The organism is Sphingomonas sp. J344 (assembly GCF_024700005.1).
Classification (GTDB): Bacteria; Pseudomonadota; Alphaproteobacteria; order Sphingomonadales; family Sphingomonadaceae; genus Sphingomonas.
Genome location: NZ_JAJONB010000001.1, coordinates 2,967,681 through 2,990,301, shown reverse-complemented (window position 1 = coordinate 2,990,301; position 22,621 = coordinate 2,967,681). Strand labels below are relative to the sequence as shown.

Sequence of the window (22,621 nt, the reverse complement as noted above, 5' to 3'; positions counted from 1 at the left end):
TTACTTCTTCTTGTTCAAAAACTTCGCGAGCTCGGGCGGGATGTCGCCGCCCCCGCCGGGCAGGCCGGGAAGCCCGCCACCGGGACCGCCGAGCTTGCCCATCATGTCGCCCATCGCCGGGCCGCCCAGCGCGTTGCCGAGGCCGCCCATGCCGCCCTTGCCGAGCATGCCCAGCATCCCCTTGAGGCCGCCCATCTTCTTGAGCCGCTTCATCGCGGTGGACATTTCCTGGTGCATCTTGAGCAGCTTGTTCACGTCCTGAACGGTCGTGCCGCTACCCTTGGCGATGCGGATCTTGCGCTTGGCGTTGATCAGCTCGGGCTTGGCGCGCTCCTTCGGCGTCATCGAGGTGATGATCGCGTCCATGCGCAGCAGGATCTTGTCGCCGCCGGCCTGTTCGACCGCGCCCTGCGCCTTCTTCATGCCCGGGATCATGCCGGCGAGCGCGCCGAGACCGCCCATGCGGCGCATCTGGGCGAGCTGGCCGCGCAGGTCGTTCATGTCGAACTGACCCTTGGCGAGCCGCGCCGCCATCTTCTCGGCGTCTTCCTGCTCGATCGCCTGCGCGGCCTTTTCGACCAGCGAGACGACGTCGCCCATGCCGAGGATGCGGCCCGCGACGCGCGACGGGTGGAACGGCTCGATCGCGTCGAGCTTTTCACCGACGCCCGCGAACTTGATCGGCTTGCCGGTGACCGCGCGCATCGACAGCGCCGCGCCGCCGCGCGCATCGCCGTCCATGCGGGTCAGCACGACACCGGTGAGCGGCACCTGGTCGCTGAAATTCTGCGCGACGTTGACCGCGTCCTGACCGGTCAGCGAGTCGACGACGAGCAGAATTTCCTGAGGCTTCGAGATGTCGGCAACCGCCTTCATCTCGTCCATCAGCTGCTGGTCGACGTGCAGGCGGCCCGCCGTGTCGAGCATCAGCACGTCGAAGCCCTGCAGCTTCGCGGCCTGCATCGCGCGCCGGGCGATGTCGACCGGCTGCTGCCCCGCCACGATCGGCAGGGTCGCGACCTCGATCTGGGTGCCGAGCACCGCAAGCTGTTCCTGCGCGGCCGGGCGATTGACGTCGAGCGACGCCATCATCACCTTCTTGCCCTGCTTTTTCAGCAGCTTGGACAGCTTGGCAGTGGTGGTGGTCTTACCCGAGCCCTGAAGGCCGACCATCATCACCACGGCGGGCGGGGTAACGTCGAGATGGAGTTCAGCGGTGTCCGGGCCGAGCATCGCGACGAGCGCGTCGTTGACGATCTTGACGACCTGCTGCCCCGGGGTGACCGAGCGCAGCACCTGATGGCCGACCGCCTGTTCGGTGACCGACTCGACGAACTGGCGCGCGACGGGCAGCGCGACGTCGGCCTCGAGCAGCGCGATCCGCACTTCGCGCATCGCGGTCCGCACATCCGCTTCGGTCAGCGCGCCACGGCCCTTGAGACGGTCGAATACGCCGCCAAGCCGTTCGCTCAGACTGTCAAACACGCCATTCTCCTCTAGTTCTCAGGTCCGAAACGCATAAAACGCCGGCGGACGAAACCTCGTCAGCCAGCGTTGCCCGGAGGCATATGTCGTCGCGTTCCTGGGAACGGTCGGACGGGCGCTTAGCTGCATTCGCAGATAAGTGCAACTGTCCCGGGTTTCATCCCGGCGTGCCGCGGCTTTAACCCCTTCTACACAGTCCGCATGGGATATTTGCCCCAAGCATTATGGGGAGCCACTCCGGCATGTCGCTGGATCTTGAAGACGATCAGCCTGCGCGCAGCAGCAACGGGTCCGACCTGATCACCGGCGCGATCAGCGTCGCCGCGATCCTGATGTTCGTGGGCACCGGCAGCTCGGTGCTGTCCAAGACGCTGCGCCATTATCTGGAGGGCGCGGCCCCGGCCGATCGCACGCTGGTGATCGCGCTGCTGCTGAACGTCGCATTGATCCTGTTCGGCTGGCGCCGCCATCAGGGGCTTAGCAACGAAGTCCGCATCCGCACCGCGGCGGAGGAGCGGGCGCAGATGCTCGCGAGTCGCGATCCGCTGACGGGATTTCTCAACCGCCGCAGCCTGGCCGAGGAAGGCGCGGCGATGTTCGTGCGGGGCCAGAAGCGCCGCAAGGCGATGGCGATGCTCATCATCGACCTCGACCATTTCAAGACAATCAACGACATGCACGGCCATGCGGTGGGCGATGCACTGCTGCGCGCGGCGGCGGGCGAGATTGCCGGCGCGATGCCGCCGATCGCCCTGACCGCGCGCCTGGGCGGCGACGAATTCGCCTGCGCCTTCCTGTTCGACCCGGCCCAGCCCGACATGATCGAACGGATCGCCGAGAAGCTGCTCGCGCAGATGGCGCAGCCATTCGAGGCGGAGGGGCTGCGGCTCCATGTCAGCTGTTCGGTCGGCATCGCGCGATCGGACTTCGACTGCCAGTCGATCGACGCGCTGATGCGATCGGCGGACATCGCGATGTATGTCGCGAAGAAGTCGGGTCGCAACCGCTATGCCTGGTTCGACCATTCGATGGAGCGCGAGCTTCAGACGCGCAACGAACTGGAAAACGGCCTGCGCACCGCGATTCCGCGCGGTGAGATCGTCCCCTATTTCGAACAGCAGATCGACCTGCAGACCGGCAATCTGATCGGGTTCGAGGTGCTGGCACGCTGGGACCATCCAACGCGCGGCCTGATCAGCCCCGAGCTGTTCATCCCGATCGCCGAGGAAACCGGACTGATCGCAGACATGTCGCTGGCGCTGATGAGCCAGGCGTTCACCGCCGCGCGCGACTGGGACGCCTCGATCACCCTGTCGGTCAACATCTCGCCGGTCCAGCTGCGCGACGCATGGCTGGCGCAGAAGATCATCAAGGTGCTGACCGAGACGCGCTTTCCCGCGAGCCGGCTGGAGATCGAGATCACCGAAAGTTCGTTGTTCGACAATCTCTCGCTCGCCCAATCGATCGTCGGCAGCCTGAAGAATCAGGGCGTGCGGCTGGCGCTCGACGATTTCGGCACCGGCTATTCGTCGCTGGCGCACCTTCGCGCGCTGCCGTTCGACCGGATCAAGATCGACAAGAGCTTTGTCATCTCATTGAACGAGAGCGCGGATTCCGCCGCAATCGTCAACGCGATCGTTTCGCTGGGCGAGAGCCTCAACCTGCCGATCACTGCCGAGGGGGTCGAGGATGAGGCGATTGCCGCGCGGCTCAAGGCGCTGGGCTGTGCCAAGGCGCAGGGCTGGCATTATGGCAAGCCGCTGTCGATCAGCGGCGCCCGCCGTTTGCTCGCCGAGCGCCGGTTGCTGGTCCAGCCACCAGTCGAGCAGACGGTCGAGACCGAACTGCCGGTCGAACGTCCGGGACGGATGGCGGGCTAACCCTACCATCCCGCGTCGGGGCGCTTCAGATATTCGCGTTCCTCCGCCGTCGATTCTGCGCCCGAGCGCGGCGTTGCGCGACGGGTAGCGACCGAACTGTTCGATCACCACCGCATGCTCCATCGCGAAGCGGAGATTCTCGTCGCGCCCCAGCGCGGTGAATTTCTCGAGACTCATCCGCTGCGCCTCGACATTCTCGGCGTGCATCAGCGGCATGTAGAGAAACGCAGCGCGCTCCGGAGGCATGTCGTGATCCCAGCCCTTGCCGATCGCCTCCAGCGTCAGCGCGAGCGCGAGCGGGTCGGCGGCATAGGCCTGCGGACTGCCGCGATGAATATTGCGACTGAACTGATCGAGCAGGATCACCGCCGCGAGCAACGCATCGGGATGGTCGCGCCATCCCGCCGCGCCGCTCGCCAGCACCACGTCATGCGCATGGCCGAACCGCCGTTTGATCTCGGCATCGACCGCATCGTCCTTCGCGAATTGCTGTTCGGGCTTCAGTTCGTCGAACCAATAGTCCAGCACCGCCTTCGCGCATGCATGGACTTCGACCCCGTGCGTCTCTAGATCGCCTGCCATGTCGTCCTCCGTCGCCGCTCCAGAGGTAATCAGCCTCGGCTGTCGGCTCAACCTTGCCGAAAGCGAAACGATCCGCGCGTTGTTGGGGTCCAACGACGTTGTGGTGGTCAACAGCTGTGCGGTGACCAACGAAGCGGTGCGCCAGACGCGACAGGCGATCCGCCGCGCCCGACGCGCGCGCCCCTCTGCGCAACTGGTGGTGACCGGATGCGCGGCGCAGATCGATCCGGCGGCGTTCGGCGCGATGCCGGAGGTAGACCGGGTGATCGGCAATGCCGAAAAGCTGGTCCCGGCATCCTGGGCCAGTGATGACGCGGCACTGGTGCAGGACATTATGGCCGTGCGCCAGACCGCGCCGCACCTTGCGGCGAGCTTTTCCGCGCATGTCCGTGCGTTCGTGGAAGTGCAGAATGGGTGCGACCATCGCTGCACCTTCTGCGCGATTCCCTATGGGCGCGGTAACAGCCGGTCGGTGCCGGCGGGCGCGGTGATCGATCGGGTGCAGGCTTTGGTCGATGCCGGGCATCGCGAGATCGTGCTGACCGGCGTGGATTTGACGAGCTATGGCCCCGATCTGCCGGGTGCGCCGACGCTGGGGCAATTGGTCGAACGGGTGCTGGCACATAGCTCGGTCGAGCGGCTGCGGCTGTCCTCGCTCGACGGAATCGAGATCGATGAGCGGCTGTTCGCGCTATTGACGCAGGAACGTCGGGTGTTGCCGCATGTCCACCTGTCGCTTCAGGCCGGCGACGACATGATCCTCAAGCGGATGAAGCGGCGGCATTCCCGTGCGCAATCGGTGGAGCTGGTCGCGCGGCTCAAGGCGGCGCGGCCGGAGATCGCGATCGGCGCGGACCTGATCGCGGGGTTTCCGACCGAGGATGAAGGCATGGCCGCCAATACGCTGGCGCTGATCGACGATTGCGACATCGTCCACGCGCATATCTTTCCCTATAGCCCGCGCGAGGGCACGCCCGCAGCACGGATGCCGCAGGTCGCGCCGGGCGTTGCCAAGGCGCGCGCGGCGGCACTGCGCGAGCGGGCGGCGATGCGACGGGCGAGCTGGCAGCGCGCGATGGTCGGGACCGTGCAGCGCGTCCTGGTCGAGCGACCGGGCGACCGCGGCCATGCGGAGAATTTCGCGGAAGTCATGCTTCCGCAAAGTGACATTGGATCGGTGCAACAGGTGAAGATCACGAACGTGCAGGACGGCAAATTGATCGGAGCGCGCGCATGAGCGGCCCCAGCTGGCGCGAGCGGTTGCTCGGCGGGTTCAAGAAGACGTCGGACCGGCTGGTCGGCAATCTGGCGGGCCTGGGCACCGGGCGGCTCGACGATGCGACGCTCGACGAGATCGAGGAGGCGCTGATCGCGTCCGACCTGGGTCCGGCGACGGCGGCGCGGATTCGCGACCGGCTGGCCGACGAACAGGTCGAGCGCGGGATGGAGGAGCTGGGCATCCGCCTCGTCGTCGCCGACGAGATCGAGAAGGTGCTGACCAAGGTCGCCAAGCCGCTGATCACCGACAAGGCGCGACCGCAGGTGATGCTGGTGATCGGCGTCAACGGGTCGGGCAAGACCACCACCATCGCCAAGCTGGCCGCCATCCTGAAGGATCAGGGGCTGAAGGTGATGGTCGCGGCGGGCGATACGTTCCGCGCGGCGGCGATCGGCCAGCTGCGCACCTGGGCCGAGCGGATCGGCGTGCCGATCGTCGCAGGGGCCGAGGGCGGCGACGCGGCGGGGCTGGCGCATGAGGCGCTGCGCCGCGCGACCGCCGAGGGGATCGACCTGCTGATCGTCGATACCGCCGGTCGGTTGCAGAACAAGCGCGAGCTGATGGACGAGCTGGCGAAGATCCGCCGCGTGCTTGGCAAGCTCGATCCAGAGGCACCGCACGACGTGTTGCTGGTGCTCGACGCGACCACCGGGCAGAATGCGCTCAACCAGATCGCCGTTTTTCAGGAAGTCGCCGGCGTCACCGGCATGGTGATGACCAAGCTCGACGGCACCGCCCGCGGCGGCGTGCTGGTCGCGGCGGCGGAGAAATACGGCCTGCCGATCCACGCGATCGGTGTCGGCGAGAAGGTCGACGATCTGCGCGGCTTCGATCCGCGTGAAGTGTCGCGGATCATCGCCGGGGTGGAGGCGTTGACCAAGGGGTGAACCTCTCTTCGCCGCTTTTCTTCGACAAGACCGACGCCTTTTGTAGAGTGACCCCATGACCGAATCTGCTCCGACCAAAGCCACCCCCTCCCCCCGGCCTGCGCATGCTGATCGATTTCGGTCCGCTGGCGGTGTTCTTTGCCGTCAACAGCTTCATGGGCGGGCCGCAGCTGACGCGGATGCTCGCGGCGACCGCGGCGTTCATGGTCGCGATCTTCCTCGCCATGGGGCTGTCGCTGTGGAAGACGAAGCACATCTCGCCGATGCTGTGGATCTCCGGCGTGCTGGTGCTGGTATTCGGCGGGCTGACCCTGTGGTTCCACGACGAGACGTTCATCAAGGTCAAGCCGACCTTGGTCTATTCGATGTTTGCGATCGTGCTGAGCTATGGCTTGCTGACCAACAAGCCCTTGCTCCAGATGCTGCTCGAAAGCGCCTATCCGGGGCTGACCGCGCGCGGGTGGCGGCTGCTGACGATCAACTGGGCGGTGTTCTTCGTCGCGATGGCGGTGCTGAACGAGATCGTGTGGCGCACCCAGAGCTGGGATTTCTGGGTCGCGTTCAAGCTGTGGGGCGTGGTGCCGCTCACCCTGTTGTTCGCGATCGGCAATGTGCCGCTGCTGCTCCGCCATGGCCTCAAGACCGACGGCGAGATCGTCGACAAGGCGCTGCCGCCGGAGGGTTGAAACCAAAACGGGCCGGAGTTTCCCCCGGCCCGCTTCTTCCATCGATGATCAGCCCGATCAGCCGGCCTGGTCGGCGCGGCTGACGCCTTCGCCGTCGAGATTGGCAGCGACGAAGTCCCAGTCGATGATCTTGGTGATCGCCTCCAGATAACCCGGGCGCGCGTTGCGATAATCGATGTAATAGGCGTGCTCCCACACGTCGATCGTCAGCAGCGGCTTGTAGTCATAGACCACCGGCGTGTCGGCATCGTGGAGCGAGGTCACCTTGATCTCGTCGCCGTCGAGCACCAGCCAGCCCCAGCCGTTGGAGAAATGCGCGGTGGACTCGGCGATCAGCTGCTTGACCAGCTCTTCCTTCGACCCGAACTTTGCCTCGATCAGCTCGGCGAGCTTGCCGGTCGGCTCCTTGTGCTCCGGCGTCAGGCCGAACCAGTAGAAGCTGTGGTTCCAGATCTGGGCAGCGTTGTTGAACAGGCCCTTGTCGCCGGTTTCCTTGGCGTGGCGGATCACCTCGACCAGCGACTTGCCCTCAAGCCCCTTGTCCGCGACGAAGCCGTTGGTCTTGTCGACATAGGCCTTGTGGTGCTTGCCATAGTGGAAATCGAGCGTCTCGGCCGAGATGGTCGGGGCGAGCGCGTCCTTGGCATAGGGCAGCGTCGGCAGTTCAAAGGCCATGGGGAGTCCCTCCGGTGATGATGTGTTGCTGGCGAAACGCGCGGGCGCGCGTAACGGTCCCGGCCATCTGGGGTGCAAGCCAACGAAACTCAACGCAATTCCGCCAAAAAATCGTTGCGTGTGACAAACGAAAATTGCCGTCCTAAGCTGATGCGAGGAGACGGCGCGGGGGCGTGCCGCCTACAGCAGGGGATGGTGCAATGGACAAGTTTTTCGGCAATCTGAATGCGGTGCTGGCGGTCGGCGTGCTGCTCGCGGTCGGGCTGATGTTCGCGCCCTATTATGCGCCGCCGACCGTGGCGCTGGGGCTGGCGCAATGGGCGCACGTGTTCTTTGGCATCGTGTGGATCGGGCTGCTTTATTATTTCAATTTCGTCCAGATCCCGACCATGCCGACAATCCCGGCCGAGCTGAAGCCGGCGGTGTCGAAGCATATCGCGCCGGCCGCGCTGTTCTATTTCCGCTGGGCGGCGGCGTTCACGGTGCTCACCGGCCTGATCCTCGCGCACCTCTACGGCGCATTGCACGCAGCCTTCACCTTCCAGGAGCCGTTCCGCCTGATCGGCATCGGCATGTATCTGGCGATCATCATGGCGTTCAACGTGTGGTTCATCATCTGGCCGAACCAGCAAAAGGCGCTGGGCATGGTCCCGGCGGACGACGCCACCAAGGCCAAGGCGGCCAAGACCGCGATGATTACGTCGCGGATCAACACGATGCTGTCGCTGCCCATGCTGCTGTGCATGGTCGCGGCGCGCTGATCGCTGCTGAACGCGGGAGGGTTATCCTCCCGCGTTCAGCAGATCATGCCGCTTGAGCGCGTGGCGGAGCTGGTCGTAGCTGAGGCCGAGCGCTTCTGCGGTGGCACGCTGGTTGAAGCGGTTTTCCGACAGCGCGCGGCTCAATAGCTCGCGCTCGAAGCGGTTGACGCGGCTCTTGAAATCACCCGACAGATCGTCGTCGCGGCGAGGCAGCGGGCCCGGCTCTTCGGTCGTCAGCTGCACCGGCGCGGCGTTGCCGGGAATACCGTGCGGCATCGGGCGCGGACGGTGGGGCGAGGCGAAGGGATCGATCTGGATTTCGTCCACCGGCCCGGATCGATCCCAGCGATAGACCGCGCGCTCGACCACGTTGCGCAGTTCCCGGACATTACCGGGCCAGTCGTGATTGGTGAGCCCGTCCAGCGCGGTCGGTCCGAATCCCTCCCAGTCGCGCCCAAGTTCGGCGGCCATGCGTCGTCCGAAAAATTCGGCGAGCACCAGCACGTCGCCCGCACGCGAGCGCAGCGGGGGCAGCGTCACCACCTCAAAGCTGAGCCGGTCGAGCAGATCGGCGCGGAACGTTCCCCGTTCCACCCGGTCGGGCAGATGTTCGTTGGTCGCCGCGACGATGCGCACATCGACACGAATTGGACGCGATGCACCGATCCGGGTGATCTCGCCATATTCCACCGCGCGCAGCAGCCGGTCCTGCGCCGCCATGCTGAGCGTGCCGAGTTCGTCGAGGAACAGCGTACCGCCATCGGCCTCTTCAAACCGCCCCGCACGCCCCTTGGTCGCGCCGGTGAACGATCCGGCCTCATGACCAAACAGCTCCGCCTCGATCAGCGTCTCGGGCAAGGCGGCGCAGTTCATCACCACGAGCGGCTGGTCCCAGCGGGGCGACAGGCGGTGGAGGCGCTCGGCGACCAGTTCCTTGCCGGTCCCGCGCTCGCCGATCACCAGCACCGGACGGTCGAGCGCAGCCGCCCGCGAGGCAAGCTCGAGCGCGTCGAGAAAGGCTCCCGACTGGCCGACGACATGGGTGGTCCGCTCCATGCCGAATTCTTGGGATATTTTCCCAAGTTTTGGCAAGTGGTAAGTTTGCCGATTTGGGCAATTCGTGCGAAAAATGGCGGAAAACCGCCGCAAAATCGAATTGGCACGCCCCCTGCAATGTTGCTGGCATGCCGCGAAGGGCGGCAATCAAACGAAGAAATCGAGGGACGGAAACAATGTACAAGGGCAACAACAGCTTTCGCACGACGCTGGCGGCGCTGGTCTGCACCCTGATCGTGAGCACGACCAGTCTGGCAACCGTGGTCGGCCCGGCCGTCACGGCAACGGACGGCACCACGGTTTCCGCCCGAGCCATCGCGTAAGCGATCCCGCCGGGCGGGTGCCCCCTATCACCCGCCCGGCGGCACGAGTTTCAAGGAGCAAGTTTCAGATGGGCATTTTCTCTCGCACCCGCGACATCATCGCCGCGAACTTCACCGACTTGCTCGACAAGGCGGAAGATCCGGCGAAGATGATCCGCATGATCATCCTCGAAATGGAGGAGACGCTGGTCGAAGTGCGCGCCAGCGCGGCCCGCACGATCGCCGACCAGAAGGAAATGCGCCGCCACATCGCCAAGCTGGAGAATCTCCAGATGAGCTGGACCGAAAAGGCCGAGCTGGCGCTGAGCAAGGACCGCGAGGACCTGGCCAAGGCGGCACTGGTCGAGCGCCAGAAAGCGTATGACATGTGCGACCAGCTGAACGCGGAGATCGCGGTGCTCGACGATGCGCTGCGCGCGTCGGAAGAGGACATCGCCAAGCTTCAGACGAAGCTGCGCGACGCGCGTGCCCGGCAGAATGCGATCATGACCCGTCTGGAAAGCGCCAACAACCGCGTCAAGCTGCGCGAGATGACCCATGGGTCGAAGGTCAGCGATGCATTCAGCCGCTTCGACCTGCTCGAGCGCCGCGTCGACTTTGCCGAGGGCCGCGCCGATGCGCTGAGCCTGGGCGCGCCGAAGAAGACGCTGGAGGAGGAAATCTCCGAGCTTCAGTCGGCCGAGAAGGTCGATGCCGAGCTGGCCGCGCTCAAGGCGCGCCTGAACAAGGGGGAATAAGCCATGGAAGACGTGTTTCTTCCCATCATTATCGTCGGGATGCTGTTCATCGGCATGCCGTGGGTCATCCTCCACTATGTGACCAAGTGGAAGCAGGCCAAGACGCTGACCGGCGAGGATGAAAGCCTGCTCGACGAGCTGCACTACACGGCTCGCCGCCTGGAGGATCGCCTCCACACCATCGAGCGGATCATCGCCGCCGATAATCCCGAGTTCCGCCTGCGCGGCAATGACACGCCGCCAGTCCGCGAACTCCCCGACTTCGAACGCGCACGGAGGAACTGAAATGTCCGCTAGCCGCACTCAGCTGTATCGCGACAAGGTCAACGGAAAATGGCTCGGCGTCTGTGAAGGACTGGGCGACTATACCGGGGTCGACCCGCTGTGGATCCGCCTGGGCTTTCTGGCCCTGCTGGTCGCCACCTTCCCGCTGATGTTCTTCGTCTACATCGGCCTCGCCATGGTCACCTCCCAGAAGCCGGTCGGTCTCTACGAGAACGCCGAGGACGCGAAATTCTGGCAGGGGGTGCGCGCCAATCCGCGCCGCTCGACCCAGGAAGTCCGCTCCAAGCTGCGCGACATCGATCGCCGCATGGCCGACATCGAGACCTTCTACACGAGCCGCAACACGCAGCTCGCCGACGAGATCGAGCGCCTCCGCTAAGCGGGCGCTCAACAGGAGGGAATAGTTATGAGCTGGGGTGGACCGGGTTTCGTCATCGCGATCATCGCGATCTCGACCTTCGGATGGCTCGCTTCGACCTGGATCCGCGCCAAGCACGGATATCCGATCGAGAATGAATGGATGGGCATGACCGACAAGGGCGATGCCGGTGCGACCCGCAAGATCGAGCTGTTGACCAGCGAGAATGAGCGGCTGACCGGCCAGATCAGCCGGCTGGAGGAGCGGATCGCGGTGCTTGAGCGCATCGCCACCGACCCCGCCGAGCGAACCGCCCGCGAAATCGACGGCCTGCGCTGAATAGGACGAGAGACATGGAAAAGATGGAATTTTTCGCCAACCTCGCCCCCGTAATCGCGATCGTCGGTGTGGCAGGCATGATCGGGTGGATGTTCACCACCTGGCTCCGCATCAAGAATGGCTACCCGCTCGACGGGGCCTGGGGCCAGGCGGTCTATCCGCAGAAGAACGAAGAGATGATCGAGCGGATCAAGCTGATCAGCCAGGAAAATGCCCAGCTCCGTGCGGAACTGGGTTCGGTCAAGGACCGGCTGGCCAATGTCGAGCGGATCGTCACCGACAGCAGCCACACGCTGGATCGCGAGATCGAAGCGTTGCGGCTGGGCAAGAATTGAGGGTCAGACGGTGGAAAAAGCGCCTTTCGTAATCGCCTTCTTCTTCATCGTCGTGGGCATCCCGGTGATCCTGGGCGTCGGCAGCGAGATGTTCAAACGCTGGCTGAAGCACAAGGAAAAGATGGCCGAAGTGCTCACCGCCCAGACCGCCGAACGCGCCGCGCAATATGCGGCGCATACCGAGCGGCTGGAGCAGCGGGTGCGGGTGCTGGAACGGATCGTCACCGACAAGGGTGTCGATCTGGCTGACGAGATCGAACGGCTGCGCGACGACCGGCCGGTAAACTGAACGAACGAATTTTGTGAGGGAGTATCTACCATGTTGATCGGATTTTTCGCGGTGCTGGGCGTCATCGGCGCAATCGGCGTCACGATGGCCGAGATGCGCGACCGTCCAATCCGCCGCGCAGAGCGGCTGGCACGCGAAGCGGCGGCCCAACCGGCCGAGTAAGCCCCGACGGGCGCACGAGATCAGACGAACAGGAGGCAGGGTATGGATTGGGCGTTCATGGTGGTGATGATCGTGGCGATCGTGACCGTCGGCAACATCGTCCGCGCCAAGATGGGCATCCAGAAGGATGGCCGCGGCAACGACTATGTCGCCCATGACCCCGCGGCGAGCGCCGAAGCCCGCCGCCTTGAGCAGGAGGTGCGCACGCTGAAGGACCGCATCGCGGTGCTGGAGCGGGTGATCACCGACAATCATTCGAGCGTGAGCCTCGACCGCGAGATCGAGAAGCTGCGCGAAGACCGCAACTGAAGTCCGGCGCGAACCGGAGGAGGATGTGATGACCGACCCCAATTTCTACATGGCCATGGCGCTGGCGACCCTTGCGGGGCTGGGCATGGTGACCGGAGCGGGCCTGGCCGGATGGCGCGGCTGGCTGGCGTTCAAGCGGCAGGAACTGGCGCTGACGCATCAGGTCGACACCGCCCAGGCGGCCCCGACCAACGCCGGTGCCCGCATCGAGATCGCGGACCTCAAGGAACGGATCCGCAAACTCGAAGCGATCGCCGCGGGCGTGGACCTCTAACCCCCCCCGGAGCAGCGGCGGACGGGTTGGGAGGCCCCCGCCACTGCACCACGGGAGCGGCAGCTGCAGACGCCGCTCCCACACCTGCCCGCTCAGTCGATCACGCGGTGACGCTTCAGAAAGGTCACGGCATCGGCGAGCAGGCGATCCTGAAGCACGGGATCGAATTTTCCATGCACCCCGCCGGGCACGATATGCAGCTCGGCCGGCACCTTCGCCCGATCGAGCGCGGCCTTGAGCGCGGTCGATGCGGCGAGTGGGACCACCGGGTCCGCGTCGCCATGGACGATGAATACCGGGGGTCGCCCCGCCCGGACGCGGGCAATCGGCGACATGCGGGCGGCCATCGCGGCGCCCGCCGCCCCCTCTCCGACCCATTTGCCGATCGACGGACTGGACCACGCGCCGAGCGACTCCGGGCGCAGATCGGTCGGGCCGTAGAAATCGATCACCGCCGCAGCGCGCGGCACAGCTCCGCATTCCTTGGGATCGAGACCCTCGCTCGCATCAATATAGGCCCCCATCAGCGCCAGATGCGCGCCCGCCGATGTCCCCATCAGGACGATGCGCTTCGGGTCCAGCCCCTCTAGGGCAGCCCGTTCCGCGATCCAGCCCATGACACACCGGACATCCTCGACCGCTGCCGGCGCCTGTGCCTGACCCGACAGGCGATATTGCATGCTGATTATCGCGAACCCGGCTTCGACGAAGCGACGATGTCCGGTCCAGCCCTTGGGCCGCTCGCCGCGCGCCCATGCGCCGCCATGGATGACGACCAGCACAGGCGCGCGCTTGCCCTTGGCGCTTTGCGGGCGGTGGAGATCGAGATGGAGCGGGCCGGTTGTGGTGGTGCGATAGACGATGTCGCGCTTGCTCTGAACAGCGGGCGCGGCTTCCTGCGCGGAAGCCGGGATCGTCAACACCGCCATCGCCAAACCAAATCCGATCGCTCGCATCTTCAGCCCTCGCTCTGTTCTCGCCAGCCTAGGACAAGCATGGGTGACGCGGAAGCCCGGCCCCGCTAAGGGCGCGGCCATGACCAGCCTGTCCGACCTCACCGACGAGTATGAGTTCCTCGACGCCGACGACCGTTACAGGTTGCTGATCGACCTCGGCAAGGCGCTGGAGCCGATGCCCGATGCGCTCAAGACCGATGCGACCCTGGTGCGCGGATGTTCGGCGGCGGTGTGGGTCTATCCGACCGTGCTCGACGATGGAACGCTGCATTTCCTGGCCGACAGCAACGCCGCGATTACCAAGGGGATCATCGCGCTCGTCCTGCTGACGGTGCAGGACCGCAGCCCGGCGGACATTCTGGCGACGGATATCGAAGGCGCGCTTGCTCCGTTCGATCTGCGCAATCAGCTGAGTTCCAACCGGACGCAGGGCATCCCCAACATGATCGCGCTGATCCGCGCGACGGCAGAACGCTACGCCGCGTGAACCCCGGATCCGGTCGGCTCTATCGCGCGATCTGGCGTTGGCATTTCTATGCCGGATTGTTCGTCGTGCCGTTCATCCTGCTGCTGTCGCTGACCGGCGCGATCTATCTGTTCAAGCCGCAGCTGGATGCGTGGGAGGAGCGCGACTGGCGCAGCCTGCCGGTGGCCGGAGCAGTGACGCCCGATGCGCAGCTGGCGGCGGCACTGACCAAAGTCCCGGAGGCGAGCTTCCACAGCTACCGCCTGCCGGTCTCCCCCGGCGACGCGGCCGTGATCCATGTCGGCCTGCCCGATGGTGCCATGCGCGACATCGCGGTGTCGCCGCAGGGCAAGGTGATCGCGATTGACGATCCCGATACGCGGATCGCCGCGACAGTGTCGCGCATCCACGGATCGCTGCTGCTCGGCCAATGGGGCGGGCTGCTGGTCGAGACTGCCGCGTGCTGGGCGATCCTGCTGATCCTGTCGGGCCTGTATCTGTGGTGGCCGCGCGGGCGTGGGCTGGGCGGCGTGTTGTGGCCGCGACTGGGCGCGCGTGGGCGGGTCGTGTGGCGCGACCTGCATGCGGTGACCGGATTCTGGGTTTCGGGGCTCGCGCTCGTCCTGCTCGTCTCCGGCCTTCCCTGGACCGATGGCTGGGCGACTGCATTCCGCACCGTGCGCGCCGAGCTGGGGCTGGTGCAGGGGCCGCAGCAATGGAAGGGCGGCATCGACCTGCATGCGGAGCATGACCATGAAGCGATGCTGCGCGCTGCCGCCGCCGCGAAGACAGCTCCGGCGGGCATGACGCTGACCCAGATGGTCGCGCGCGCGCAGGCGGAGGGCGTCCCCGCCCCCGCGATCCTCTCCCCGCCCGGTGCCCCCGCGCAGTTCGGCCCGCCCAATGGCAACCTGTGGAAGCTGACCAGCCAGACCCAGAGATCGCCCGATCGCGCGCAGCGTCAGCTACGAACCGATGACCGGCCATGTCGTCGCGCGCAGCGGCTTTGCCGACAAGCATCCGATCGACCGCGCGATCGGATACGGCATCGCCTGGCATGAGGGACAGTTGTTCGGCTGGGTCAACGAGTTGGTCGGGGTGCTGACCGCGTTTGGGCTCATGCTGCTGGCGGTGAGCGGCGCGGTGATGTGGTGGCGGCGACGACCGGGCGGTTCGCTCGGCGCTCCGCCGCGTCCGAGCGATGCAAAGCTGCGGGTGGTGGCGGCGATCACGCTGGTCGCTGCCGCGCTGTTGCCGATGCTCGCGCTGTCGCTGGTGCTGCTGTTCGCGATCGACCGGCTATTCCTGCCGCTGTGGCCGGCGGCGGCACGCTGGCTCGACCGTACCCGCCCGGCCTGAGAGACAGTGGCCGGGCGGGCGGTAGTCCCGCCGATGGTCAAAGAGGGAAATCACACCGGCGGGTGCCGCGCGGGACCGGGTAAGAAAACCCGCGCGACGGGGGGCCGGTCAGGGCAACAGCACCGCGTCGACGACGTGGATCACGCCGTTCTTCTGCCCGACATCAGCAATGGTGATGTTCGACGTGCCACCCTTTGCATCGGTGACGATCCAGCCGTTGCCGCGCTTCGACAGGGTGATCTTGGCGCCCTGAACCGTGGTCAGATCGAGCTTGCCGCCATTCGCCTTGGCCTTGGCCGCGATGTCGGCGGCCATCATCCGACCCGGAACGACGTGATAGGTGAGCACGGCGGTGAGCGTGCCCTTGTTCTCCGGTTTCAACAGCGTGTCGACGGTGCCGGCGGGCAGCTTGGAGAAGGCGGCGTTGGTCGGGGCGAAGACCGTGAATGGCCCGGGCGACTTGAGCGTGTCGACAAGCCCCGCGGCCTTCACCGCGGCGACCAGGGTCGTGTGATCCTTTGAATTGACGGCGTTATCGACGATATCCTTGGTCGGATACATTGCCGCGCCGCCAACCATCTTGGTCTGTCCGGCGAGCGCGACCGAACCGGTGGCCAGCGCGGCACCGGCGAGCGCAAGTGCGAAATGCGGGGTACGAAACTTCATACATCCTCCTGCTTTCGTGGCAGTGCCCGGCTGTTTCGAGGCCGGGTTGCACAGGAGATACGGACGCGGATGCGCGCCGGATGTCAGATGCCGAAAATTTTTCCTGCCGCGACGCGCGGGCCGGTCGGCGCGGGGTGCGGAGCCGTATCGCGCGGCTCCATCGTGATCGCCAGTGTCGCGCCGTCGTGCAGCATCGACCGATGCCCCTCCGCCACGACCAGCTGGGTGTCGCCCGCCGGTTGAATGACGCCGAGCGAGCGCGGAATGCCGTCGGCGGGGATGATCCACAGTTCGGGCACGCGCGCGTCGGGGCCCATGTCCTGCGCGACCAGCCGCAGCTGCGCGGTGGCGGGATCGTAGCGCGCGGCGACCAATGGCCCTTCCCCCTCACCGCGCAACTGCGCGACGATCGCGGGCTGGGTCACGACCTGTTGCGGCGCGGGGGCGATGGGCTCCGACCGTGGGATCGCCAGCAGCACAGCCAGCGCCGCCGCGACCGACCCTGCGGCCGCAGTCCCCCATTGCCAACGGCGCAGCGCGCGGCGCGGGACGAGGTCGGCGACCGACGCGCCGGTGCCGGAATCGATCGACCGCTCGATCCGCGCCCACAGATCCTCAGACGGGATCGCGTCCGGCGCGTCGAGCCCGATCGCGGCGAGCCGAGCACGCCAGTCCTCGACCCCTGCGGCAAAGGCGGGATCGGTCAGCATGCGCCGCTTGGCCGCGACCAGCGCCTCGCCTTCCAGCACGCCGAGCGCGAGTTCGGCGGCGAGCAGCGCGGGATCGTCGGGCATGTCGATCGGGTCAGCCATCGCCGAGACAGCTCCTCAACTGAAGCAGGCCACGGCGGATCCAGGTCTTCATCGTGCCCAGCGGGACGGCGTCGCGCTCTGCCAGCTGCGCATAGGTCAGCCCGCCGAAAAAGGCGGCGCGGATCGCCGAGGCCGTGCGCCCCTCTAGCGCATCGAGGCAGGCGCGCATCCGCAGCTGCTGTTCGGCATCCTCGATCGCGGCATCCGCACCGGGCGTGTCGTCGGCAATCGCCGCCGCCGCTTCGATCGGCGCAGTTGGGGCCGCTGGACGTGCGCGCAGCCGGTCGATCGCACTGTTCCGCGCGATCGCCGCAAGCCAGGTGATCGGGCTGGCGCGTTCAGGGTCGAACCGCCCCGCCCGCTGCCACACCTTCACATAGACTTCCTGCACGACCTCCTCCGCTTCCTCCCGGTTCCCGCAGATACGCAGGCAAATCCCAAAAAGCTTCGCGCACGTAAGGCCATAGACTTCAGACAATGCGGAACGATCCCCCCGCCCCACCGCGATCAACGCCTCCGCCAGCCGCTTGCGCGCTAGGGTGGCGGAGGGTGGAGACGGTGTCACGGAGCGGAACGTAGCGGGCTTGCGGCGACGCGCAAGCGGTTGCGATCAGGCGAGGCCCAATTCAGCGGCGACCGCGTCCAGATCGGCGCCCTGGGGCACGATCAGCCACTCGCGGCTGGCCGCGCCGTTGACCACGGTCACCGCGCCGCGCGGGCAGACGCCCAGGCATTTGACGTCGACGATCCCCGCCGCAGCCTTACGCCCTTTCTTCAAATGGAGATGCTTGCGCAGCGCCTTGCCCAGCGGCTGCTTGCCCTTTGGCCCGAACCCGCCATCGATCCGCTTCGCGCATTTGGCGCACACCAGCACCGCATTCGCCCAGTTGGAACGAACGCGGGTCTTCAATCAGGCCGCCATTGCCGCCGTTCTTCCGCAGCGCGCAGCACTTCATAGGCGGTCTGAATCGCCTGAAAGCGCTTGGCGGCGTCAGCGTCGCCCGGGCGAACATCCGGGTGATTTTCCTTGGCGAGCTTACGCCACGCCCCGCGCACCGCTTCGAACGACGCATCGGGTGCGAGGTCCAACACCTCAAGCGCGCGCATCTCGTCGCGCGATCGGCTGCCGTCGCCCGGCCCGGCCCATGCATTGTGGCGGCTTTCCGAGAAGTCGCCCGCATCGCGCCGCTCCTGCGCCTCGCGCTCTGCCGCTTCCTCCGCAGTCAGCCCCTCGAAGTAATTCCAGTTGCGGTTGTACTCACCGGCGTGAGTCTCGCAGAAATACCAGCGCTCAGGGCTGTTGGGCGACTTGGGCGCAGGGCGATCCCCCGGCAATTCGCAGCCATGCCGGTCGCACAGACGCACCTTTACCGCCTCACGCTCGGCGCCATAGGCTCGCCAGCGGGGGAAGCCCCAGTCCATCGATCGTGAAGAACGCGCCATGTGACGCCAGATAGGGCGCGAATGCGACGAAAGCCACCCCGGCATTTGTTTTCACACGCGCGGGTTGACGCACAGGCTGCCCCCCGATAAACGCCCCGCTTCCGCTCGCACGGCCCCTTCGTCTAGCGGTCAGGACGTCGCCCTCTCACGGCGAAAACACGAGTTCGATTCTCGTAGGGGTCACCAAGCCGGCTTCCCGAGGCGATTACGAGACGGACTGAGCGTCGCAGGGGCGCTCGCCATTTTCTGCCCGATCAAGGGTGATTGCGCGGCCCTTTCCGGCTCCCCCCGGCGGCTAGATTACCCCGGCCTTGAGTTGCTTGACCGCATGATCTGCGGCGCGAGCCGTCAGCGCCATGAAGGTCAATGACGGATTGACGCAGGAGACGGAGGCCATCTGCGCGCCGTCGGTGACGAACAGGTTGGCGGCATCGTGCGCCTGGCTCCATTTGTTGAGCACCGCATGACGCGGGTCATGGCCCATGCGCGCGCCGCCCATTTCGTGAATCGCATCGCCCGGCACATGCTCGCCGCGCCAGCTGTGCACGTTGAGCATACCCGCCGCCTTGAGCATCTTCTCGCCCTCGGTCCGCGCATCGTCCATCATGCGGATCTCATTGTCGCGGAAGCGGACATCGAACCGCATCAGCGGCACGCCGAACCGGTCGACCTTGTCGGCATGCAGGCTGACGCGATTATCCTCATAGGGCAGGCATTCGCCGAACGCGCCCATCGCGAACTTCCACGGGCCATAGTCACGCATGCCCTGCTTCATCGACGCGCCAAAGCCCTTGGGCGGAACTGGCTCGCGCCGCGCGCTTCCCTGATAGCCATAGCCGCGACGGAAGCCGATGCCTTCGTCGCCGCCGACATTGCGGAAGCGCGGGATGTAGACGCCGCCGGGTCGACGACCATATTCGATGAACTCGCTGAAGCCAGGGATATCCCCGCCGACGCCGACGCGGAAGATATGGTCCATGACATAACGGCCGAGCGTGCCGCTGCTGTCGAAATGGCTCTTCCCGCTGCCGGGCGCGCGCGAGTTCATCAGGATCTGGGTCGATGCCATGGCCGAGGCGCAGAGGAACACCATCCGCGCTGGAATGATCTCGACCTTCTTGGTCTTGGCATCGACCACGCGCACGCCGGTCACGCGGCGGTGCGGCGCATCATACTCTAGGCTGGTGACTACCGAATCCGGGCGCAGCGTCAGCCGCCCGGTGGCGCGCGCGGCGGGCAAGGTCACCGCCTGGGTCGAGAAATAGGAGCCGAACGAACAACCGCGCCCGCACTGGTTGCGAAACTGGCATTTGCTGCGCCCCCTGTTCGGGCTTGTCCTCGGTCATGTTGGACAGACGCGACGGGATCAACTTCCGCCCGGGCGAACTCGCTTCGAGCTTTTCCTTCAGCCATTTCTCCGCGACGTTCATCTGCATCGGCGGCTGGAACAGGCTGTCGGGGAGCTGCGGCAGGTTTTCGCGCGATCCCGAGACGCCGACCACCTTTTCGACATAGTCATACCAGGGCGCGATGTCGTCATAGCCGATCGGCCATTCGCCATCGATGCCTTCGCGCTTGTTCGCCTCGAAATCCTCCGGCGACCAGCGAAAACTCCAGCGGCCCCAGATCAGCGACTTGCCGCCGACCGCGCCGGGACGGATCCAGTAGAATTTGTCGCCCTCGCCATAGGCATAGGGGTTGAGCCGGTCGTTATTGTAGAATTTCTGCGATGCGGGAGCGATATAGCCATACTTTGCGATGAAATAATCGCTGTCGATCAACGGTTTGGGCATGATGTCGCGCGCGGGGATTTCGAACGGCGCCTTGCCATCGTAATCGTAATTCTCGCCATGCTCGACCATCACGCCGCGGTCGAGCATGAGGACGCGCAGTCCCTTTTCGGTCAGTTCCTTTGCCGCCCATCCGCCGCTCACTCCTGAGCCGATGACGATCGCGTCGAACTTGTCGGCCATGCCGATCCCCCACTAAATCCGGTTACGCGCCGATCCGGCGCAAATGGTCGAAACTGGCCTTGATGTCGGGCAGATAGGGCGCGGGCGCCTGATCATTCTCGACATAGAGATGTTTGACGCCCGCCTGTTTGTTGAGCGCGAAGATGTCGGCGAAATCGACCACGCCCGCCCCGACGCTGACCATCTTCCCATCGGCCGTGCGATCCTTGACGTGATAGGCGTAGATGCGGCCGGGCAGGCGCTTGATCACCGCCTTGGCGTCCTCGCCAGCAGCGATGGTCCAGAACAGGTCGAGCTCGATCTTGACCAAAGCGGGATCGCCGTCCGCGACCAGCATGTCGAACAGGCTGCGGCCGTCGGGGGCCTTCACGGTGAATTCGAAATCGTGGTTGTGATAGGCGAAGCCAAGCCCCGCCTGTTTGAGCTGCCCCGCCCAGCGGTTGAAATCACCGATTAAGCGCTTGAAGCCCTCTGGGTCGCGCATCGCGGGAGTGAGCCAGGGGGAGCACGATCGTGTCGGCACCCAGCGTCTTCGCCATTCTGACCACGGCACCCAAATCGGCGGCCAACGCCTCATAGCCGACATGGATCGACGGACATTTGAGGCCCAGCCGGTCCATCGCCTTGCGCAGCGCGGCGTGGTCCATCTTGTCATAGCCGCCACCGCCATATTCGACTTCGCGATAGCCGATCGCCGCGACCTTCTCGAGCGTGCCGATCGGGTCGGGGGCGAACAACTCGCGCACGGTATAGAGCTGGAGACCGATCGCGCGCGCCTTCTTCCCGCGCGCCATGAGCGGTGCGGCGGCGAGGGCGCTTGCGAGCGCAGCACCGCCGGCCAGCCATTGGCGTCGGTCGATCATCATGAGGAGAACACCTTCGTGCCGGGGGAATAGGGGTGCGCGCCGTCATAGCGTCCCGGCACGGGCAAATAGTCGCGCTCCTGCGTGATGCCGATTTCGGAGGTGAAATAGCCGGTAATGACGAGCTGTCGGAACTTGGTGAAGAAGCTCAGGCCATCGGGGATCTTGTCCTCCATCGCCAGCGTGATCAGCGCATCCTGCTGCTCGGGCGTCGCCTTGACCGCAGCGATCTGGAAGTCGGCCTGGCTGCGCGCCTCGATCGCGTCGAGCCCGGCGAGGATCGGCTTGCGCTCTTCGGGAACCGCCCAGTCCGCCAGCATCTTTTCGATGAACTCCGGAACCCCTGCGGCAATCGCGCCCGGCGTATCGGTGGTCGGCATGATGCGCTCGCTGAGCGCGGTCATCAGCGCGCGCTGGTCCGCGCTGAACACCGGGGCGCTGGGCGGGCCATCGCTGATCACCGTCATCTGCGCCGATGCCGCGCGGGCGATCGGGGCGAACAGCGCGGTGCCGAACATCGCCGCCATTCCGGCCAGCGCGTCGCGTCGGTCTAATCTCATTTTCCCTCACCCTGATGGTCGTGGCTCGCCGCCGCCTCGGGGAGCGGACGCACCCAGATGTTGCGGAACGACACCGGCGAATTGTGATCCTGAAGCTGAATCGGCGCGGCGTCGCCATGCGCCTGATATTTGGCGACCTGTCGCCACACGGTGGTGCCGCGCCAGGGCTGACGGTTCTGCACCAGCACGCCGTTGAGGAAGGCGGTGATATAGGCGGGGCGCAGCAGCTTGCCGTCGGCGGCAAAGCGCGGGCGCTCGAAGATAATGTCGTAGCTCTGCCATTCGCCGGGCGGGCGCGACGGGTTTACCAGCGGCGGCGTGTTGCCATAGATCGCGCCGACCGTGCCGTCGGCATAGGTCGGGTTGTTGTAGCCGTCGAGGATCTGGATCTCGTAGCGCTGCATGAACCAGATGCCGCTGTTGCCGCGATCCTGCGAGCTTCTCTCCGGCGGATTGGGTGAGCGGAATTCGAGATGGAGCTGGACGTCGCCGAAGCTCGCCTTGCTGATCAGCGCATTCTCGCCCCCGCCGCCTGCGCGCGGGCGCGAGGTGACTGCGCCATCGGCGATCGTCCAGGGTGTATGCTGCGCCTGCCAGGCGTCGAGCGAGGTGCCGTCGAACAGGACGACCGCGTCCGACGGGGCACCGCCGGGCAGTGCGGACGGCGTCACCACGATCGGATGGGGCCTGTCGGCGTCGTGTACCTTCCAGCTGGTCCCTGGGATGGTTGGCGTATCGCGAAAGCCCGGCTTGTCCTGCGCCGGGGCGGAGCCGCTCGCAGCAGCCAGTACCAATGCCGCGATGGACAGACTGAGTTTCAC

31 protein-coding genes, 1 tRNA gene and 2 pseudogenes are annotated in these 22,621 nt (G+C 65.8%); 19 read left to right on the top strand and 15 right to left on the bottom strand.

Translation table 11 applies throughout. The features are described from left to right. Entirely contained in the window at positions 1-1,485 is a 1,485-nt protein-coding gene (ffh, locus tag LRS12_RS15320) for a signal recognition particle protein (protein WP_257845279.1), read from the bottom strand. Positions 1,486-1,727: 242 nt separating this feature from the next. On the opposite strand from ffh, the gene LRS12_RS15315 reads away from it, so the two are divergent. Next, positions 1,728-3,365 (top strand): bifunctional diguanylate cyclase/phosphodiesterase, encoded by a 1,638-nt coding sequence (locus tag LRS12_RS15315; RefSeq protein ID WP_257845278.1) that lies wholly within the window; start codon positions 1,728-1,730, stop codon positions 3,363-3,365. 114 nt (positions 3,366-3,479) lie between these two features. On the opposite strand, the pseudogene LRS12_RS15310 reads toward LRS12_RS15315, so the two are convergent. After that, positions 3,480-3,947: pseudogene (locus tag LRS12_RS15310) on the bottom strand (DUF924 family protein); the annotation flags it as partial. On the opposite strand from LRS12_RS15310, the gene mtaB reads away from it, so the two are divergent. From mtaB to LRS12_RS15295, 3 genes are all read left to right on the top strand, one after another. Then, the gene (gene mtaB, locus LRS12_RS15305) at positions 3,946-5,184 is read left to right on the top strand and encodes a tRNA (N(6)-L-threonylcarbamoyladenosine(37)-C(2))-methylthiotransferase MtaB (protein ID WP_257845277.1); all 1,239 of its coding nucleotides are present in this window, start codon (positions 3,946-3,948) and stop codon (positions 5,182-5,184) included. The pseudogene LRS12_RS15310 and the gene mtaB sit on opposite strands and share 2 nt — an antisense overlap. Further along, positions 5,181-6,113: a signal recognition particle-docking protein FtsY gene (ftsY, locus tag LRS12_RS15300; protein ID WP_257845276.1), complete on the top strand. Its 933-nt coding sequence runs from the start codon at positions 5,181-5,183 to the stop codon at positions 6,111-6,113. The genes mtaB and ftsY overlap by 4 nt, the downstream gene beginning before the upstream one ends. Before the next feature lie 104 nt (positions 6,114-6,217). Beyond that, a complete protein-coding gene (locus LRS12_RS15295; protein WP_257845275.1) occupies positions 6,218-6,799 on the top strand; it encodes a septation protein A in 582 nt (193 codons plus the stop codon). A 57-nt stretch (positions 6,800-6,856) separates the two neighbouring features. Here LRS12_RS15295 and LRS12_RS15290 read toward each other — a convergent pair whose 3' ends face one another. Next, a complete protein-coding gene (locus LRS12_RS15290) occupies positions 6,857-7,474 on the bottom strand; it encodes a superoxide dismutase (RefSeq protein ID WP_257845274.1) in 618 nt (205 codons plus the stop codon). Positions 7,475-7,674: 200 nt separating this feature from the next. Between LRS12_RS15290 and LRS12_RS15285 the strand changes: the two genes are divergently transcribed. Then, a complete protein-coding gene (locus LRS12_RS15285; RefSeq protein WP_257845273.1) occupies positions 7,675-8,235 on the top strand; it encodes a urate hydroxylase PuuD in 561 nt (186 codons plus the stop codon). 21 nt (positions 8,236-8,256) lie between these two features. Here the strand turns inward: LRS12_RS15285 and pspF are convergent, their stop codons facing one another. After that, positions 8,257-9,291, bottom strand: coding sequence for a phage shock protein operon transcriptional activator (gene pspF, locus LRS12_RS15280; protein WP_257845272.1), 1,035 nt, complete (start codon positions 9,289-9,291; stop codon positions 8,257-8,259). Positions 9,292-9,467: 176 nt separating this feature from the next. Between pspF and LRS12_RS15275 the strand changes: the two genes are divergently transcribed. The 10 genes from LRS12_RS15275 (at position 9,468) to LRS12_RS15230 (ending at position 12,702) form a co-directional block, all read left to right on the top strand. After that, positions 9,468-9,614, top strand: coding sequence for a hypothetical protein (locus tag LRS12_RS15275; protein ID WP_257845271.1), 147 nt, complete (start codon positions 9,468-9,470; stop codon positions 9,612-9,614). A 68-nt stretch (positions 9,615-9,682) separates the two neighbouring features. Continuing rightward, positions 9,683-10,351, top strand: a complete 669-nt coding sequence (gene pspA / locus LRS12_RS15270) for a phage shock protein PspA (RefSeq protein ID WP_257845270.1) — start codon at positions 9,683-9,685, stop codon at positions 10,349-10,351. Positions 10,352-10,354: 3 nt separating this feature from the next. Beyond that, the gene (gene pspB, locus LRS12_RS15265) at positions 10,355-10,636 is read left to right on the top strand and encodes an envelope stress response membrane protein PspB (RefSeq protein WP_257845268.1); all 282 of its coding nucleotides are present in this window, start codon (positions 10,355-10,357) and stop codon (positions 10,634-10,636) included. A gap of 1 nt (position 10,637) precedes the next feature. Next, on the top strand, positions 10,638-11,015 hold the full coding sequence (gene pspC, locus LRS12_RS15260; RefSeq protein WP_257845267.1) for an envelope stress response membrane protein PspC: 378 nt from the start codon (positions 10,638-10,640) through the stop codon (positions 11,013-11,015). A 27-nt stretch (positions 11,016-11,042) separates the two neighbouring features. Then, positions 11,043-11,333, top strand: a complete 291-nt coding sequence (locus tag LRS12_RS15255) for a hypothetical protein (RefSeq protein WP_257845266.1) — start codon at positions 11,043-11,045, stop codon at positions 11,331-11,333. A gap of 23 nt (positions 11,334-11,356) precedes the next feature. Next, on the top strand, positions 11,357-11,668 hold the full coding sequence (locus tag LRS12_RS15250; RefSeq protein WP_257845529.1) for a hypothetical protein: 312 nt from the start codon (positions 11,357-11,359) through the stop codon (positions 11,666-11,668). A gap of 88 nt (positions 11,669-11,756) precedes the next feature. Further along, positions 11,757-11,957, top strand: coding sequence for a hypothetical protein (locus tag LRS12_RS15245; protein ID WP_257845528.1), 201 nt, complete (start codon positions 11,757-11,759; stop codon positions 11,955-11,957). Between the two features lie 30 nt (positions 11,958-11,987). After that, the gene (locus tag LRS12_RS15240; RefSeq protein ID WP_257845265.1) at positions 11,988-12,119 is read left to right on the top strand and encodes a hypothetical protein; all 132 of its coding nucleotides are present in this window, start codon (positions 11,988-11,990) and stop codon (positions 12,117-12,119) included. A gap of 42 nt (positions 12,120-12,161) precedes the next feature. Beyond that, positions 12,162-12,428 (top strand): hypothetical protein, encoded by a 267-nt coding sequence (locus LRS12_RS15235; RefSeq protein WP_257845264.1) that lies wholly within the window; start codon positions 12,162-12,164, stop codon positions 12,426-12,428. Between the two features lie 28 nt (positions 12,429-12,456). Then, entirely contained in the window at positions 12,457-12,702 is a 246-nt protein-coding gene (locus LRS12_RS15230; RefSeq protein WP_257845263.1) for a hypothetical protein, read from the top strand. Positions 12,703-12,794: 92 nt separating this feature from the next. Here LRS12_RS15230 and LRS12_RS15225 read toward each other — a convergent pair whose 3' ends face one another. Then, positions 12,795-13,658, bottom strand: coding sequence for an alpha/beta hydrolase (locus LRS12_RS15225; protein WP_257845262.1), 864 nt, complete (start codon positions 13,656-13,658; stop codon positions 12,795-12,797). Positions 13,659-13,737: 79 nt separating this feature from the next. On the opposite strand from LRS12_RS15225, the gene LRS12_RS15220 reads away from it, so the two are divergent. Genes LRS12_RS15220 through LRS12_RS15210 form a run of 3 tightly spaced genes read left to right on the top strand, consistent with a single transcriptional unit; the run spans position 13,738 to position 15,483 of the window. After that, positions 13,738-14,145, top strand: coding sequence for a SufE family protein (locus LRS12_RS15220; RefSeq protein WP_257845261.1), 408 nt, complete (start codon positions 13,738-13,740; stop codon positions 14,143-14,145). Next, a complete protein-coding gene (locus LRS12_RS15215; protein ID WP_257845260.1) occupies positions 14,142-15,185 on the top strand; it encodes a PepSY domain-containing protein in 1,044 nt (347 codons plus the stop codon). Before LRS12_RS15220 ends, LRS12_RS15215 begins: the two co-directional genes overlap by 4 nt. Further along, positions 15,100-15,483, top strand: a complete 384-nt coding sequence (locus LRS12_RS15210; RefSeq protein ID WP_257845259.1) for a PepSY domain-containing protein — start codon at positions 15,100-15,102, stop codon at positions 15,481-15,483. Before LRS12_RS15215 ends, LRS12_RS15210 begins: the two co-directional genes overlap by 86 nt. Before the next feature lie 108 nt (positions 15,484-15,591). Here the strand turns inward: LRS12_RS15210 and LRS12_RS15205 are convergent, their stop codons facing one another. The 5 genes from LRS12_RS15205 to LRS12_RS15185 form a co-directional block, all read right to left on the bottom strand. Continuing rightward, positions 15,592-16,149 (bottom strand): fasciclin domain-containing protein, encoded by a 558-nt coding sequence (locus LRS12_RS15205; RefSeq protein ID WP_374581144.1) that lies wholly within the window; start codon positions 16,147-16,149, stop codon positions 15,592-15,594. Between the two features lie 83 nt (positions 16,150-16,232). Further along, positions 16,233-16,961: an anti-sigma factor domain-containing protein gene (locus tag LRS12_RS15200; RefSeq protein ID WP_257845258.1), complete on the bottom strand. Its 729-nt coding sequence runs from the start codon at positions 16,959-16,961 to the stop codon at positions 16,233-16,235. After that, positions 16,954-17,463: a sigma-70 family RNA polymerase sigma factor gene (locus LRS12_RS15195; RefSeq protein ID WP_308223046.1), complete on the bottom strand. Its 510-nt coding sequence runs from the start codon at positions 17,461-17,463 to the stop codon at positions 16,954-16,956. The genes LRS12_RS15200 and LRS12_RS15195 overlap by 8 nt, the downstream gene beginning before the upstream one ends. A gap of 108 nt (positions 17,464-17,571) precedes the next feature. Beyond that, on the bottom strand, positions 17,572-17,871 hold the full coding sequence (locus tag LRS12_RS15190; RefSeq protein ID WP_257845256.1) for a (2Fe-2S) ferredoxin domain-containing protein: 300 nt from the start codon (positions 17,869-17,871) through the stop codon (positions 17,572-17,574). Beyond that, entirely contained in the window at positions 17,868-18,404 is a 537-nt protein-coding gene (locus LRS12_RS15185) for a J domain-containing protein (RefSeq protein ID WP_257845255.1), read from the bottom strand. Before LRS12_RS15185 ends, LRS12_RS15190 begins: the two co-directional genes overlap by 4 nt. A 111-nt stretch (positions 18,405-18,515) precedes the next feature. On the opposite strand from LRS12_RS15185, the gene LRS12_RS15180 reads away from it, so the two are divergent. Next, positions 18,516-18,590 (top strand) — tRNA-Glu (locus LRS12_RS15180). A gap of 109 nt (positions 18,591-18,699) precedes the next feature. On the opposite strand, the pseudogene LRS12_RS15175 reads toward LRS12_RS15180, so the two are convergent. From LRS12_RS15175 to LRS12_RS15155, 5 genes and pseudogenes are all read right to left on the bottom strand, one after another. Continuing rightward, positions 18,700-20,377 (bottom strand): annotated as a pseudogene (locus LRS12_RS15175) (GMC family oxidoreductase). A 22-nt stretch (positions 20,378-20,399) separates the two neighbouring features. Next, positions 20,400-20,861, bottom strand: a complete 462-nt coding sequence (locus LRS12_RS15170; protein WP_257845254.1) for a sugar phosphate isomerase/epimerase — start codon at positions 20,859-20,861, stop codon at positions 20,400-20,402. Then, entirely contained in the window at positions 20,824-21,240 is a 417-nt protein-coding gene (locus tag LRS12_RS15165; protein ID WP_257845253.1) for a sugar phosphate isomerase/epimerase, read from the bottom strand. Before LRS12_RS15165 ends, LRS12_RS15170 begins: the two co-directional genes overlap by 38 nt. Continuing rightward, positions 21,240-21,800 (bottom strand): gluconate 2-dehydrogenase subunit 3 family protein, encoded by a 561-nt coding sequence (locus LRS12_RS15160; RefSeq protein WP_257845252.1) that lies wholly within the window; start codon positions 21,798-21,800, stop codon positions 21,240-21,242. Before LRS12_RS15160 ends, LRS12_RS15165 begins: the two co-directional genes overlap by 1 nt. Further along, a complete protein-coding gene (locus LRS12_RS15155) occupies positions 21,797-22,621 on the bottom strand; it encodes a DUF1080 domain-containing protein (protein WP_257845251.1) in 825 nt (274 codons plus the stop codon). The genes LRS12_RS15160 and LRS12_RS15155 overlap by 4 nt, the downstream gene beginning before the upstream one ends.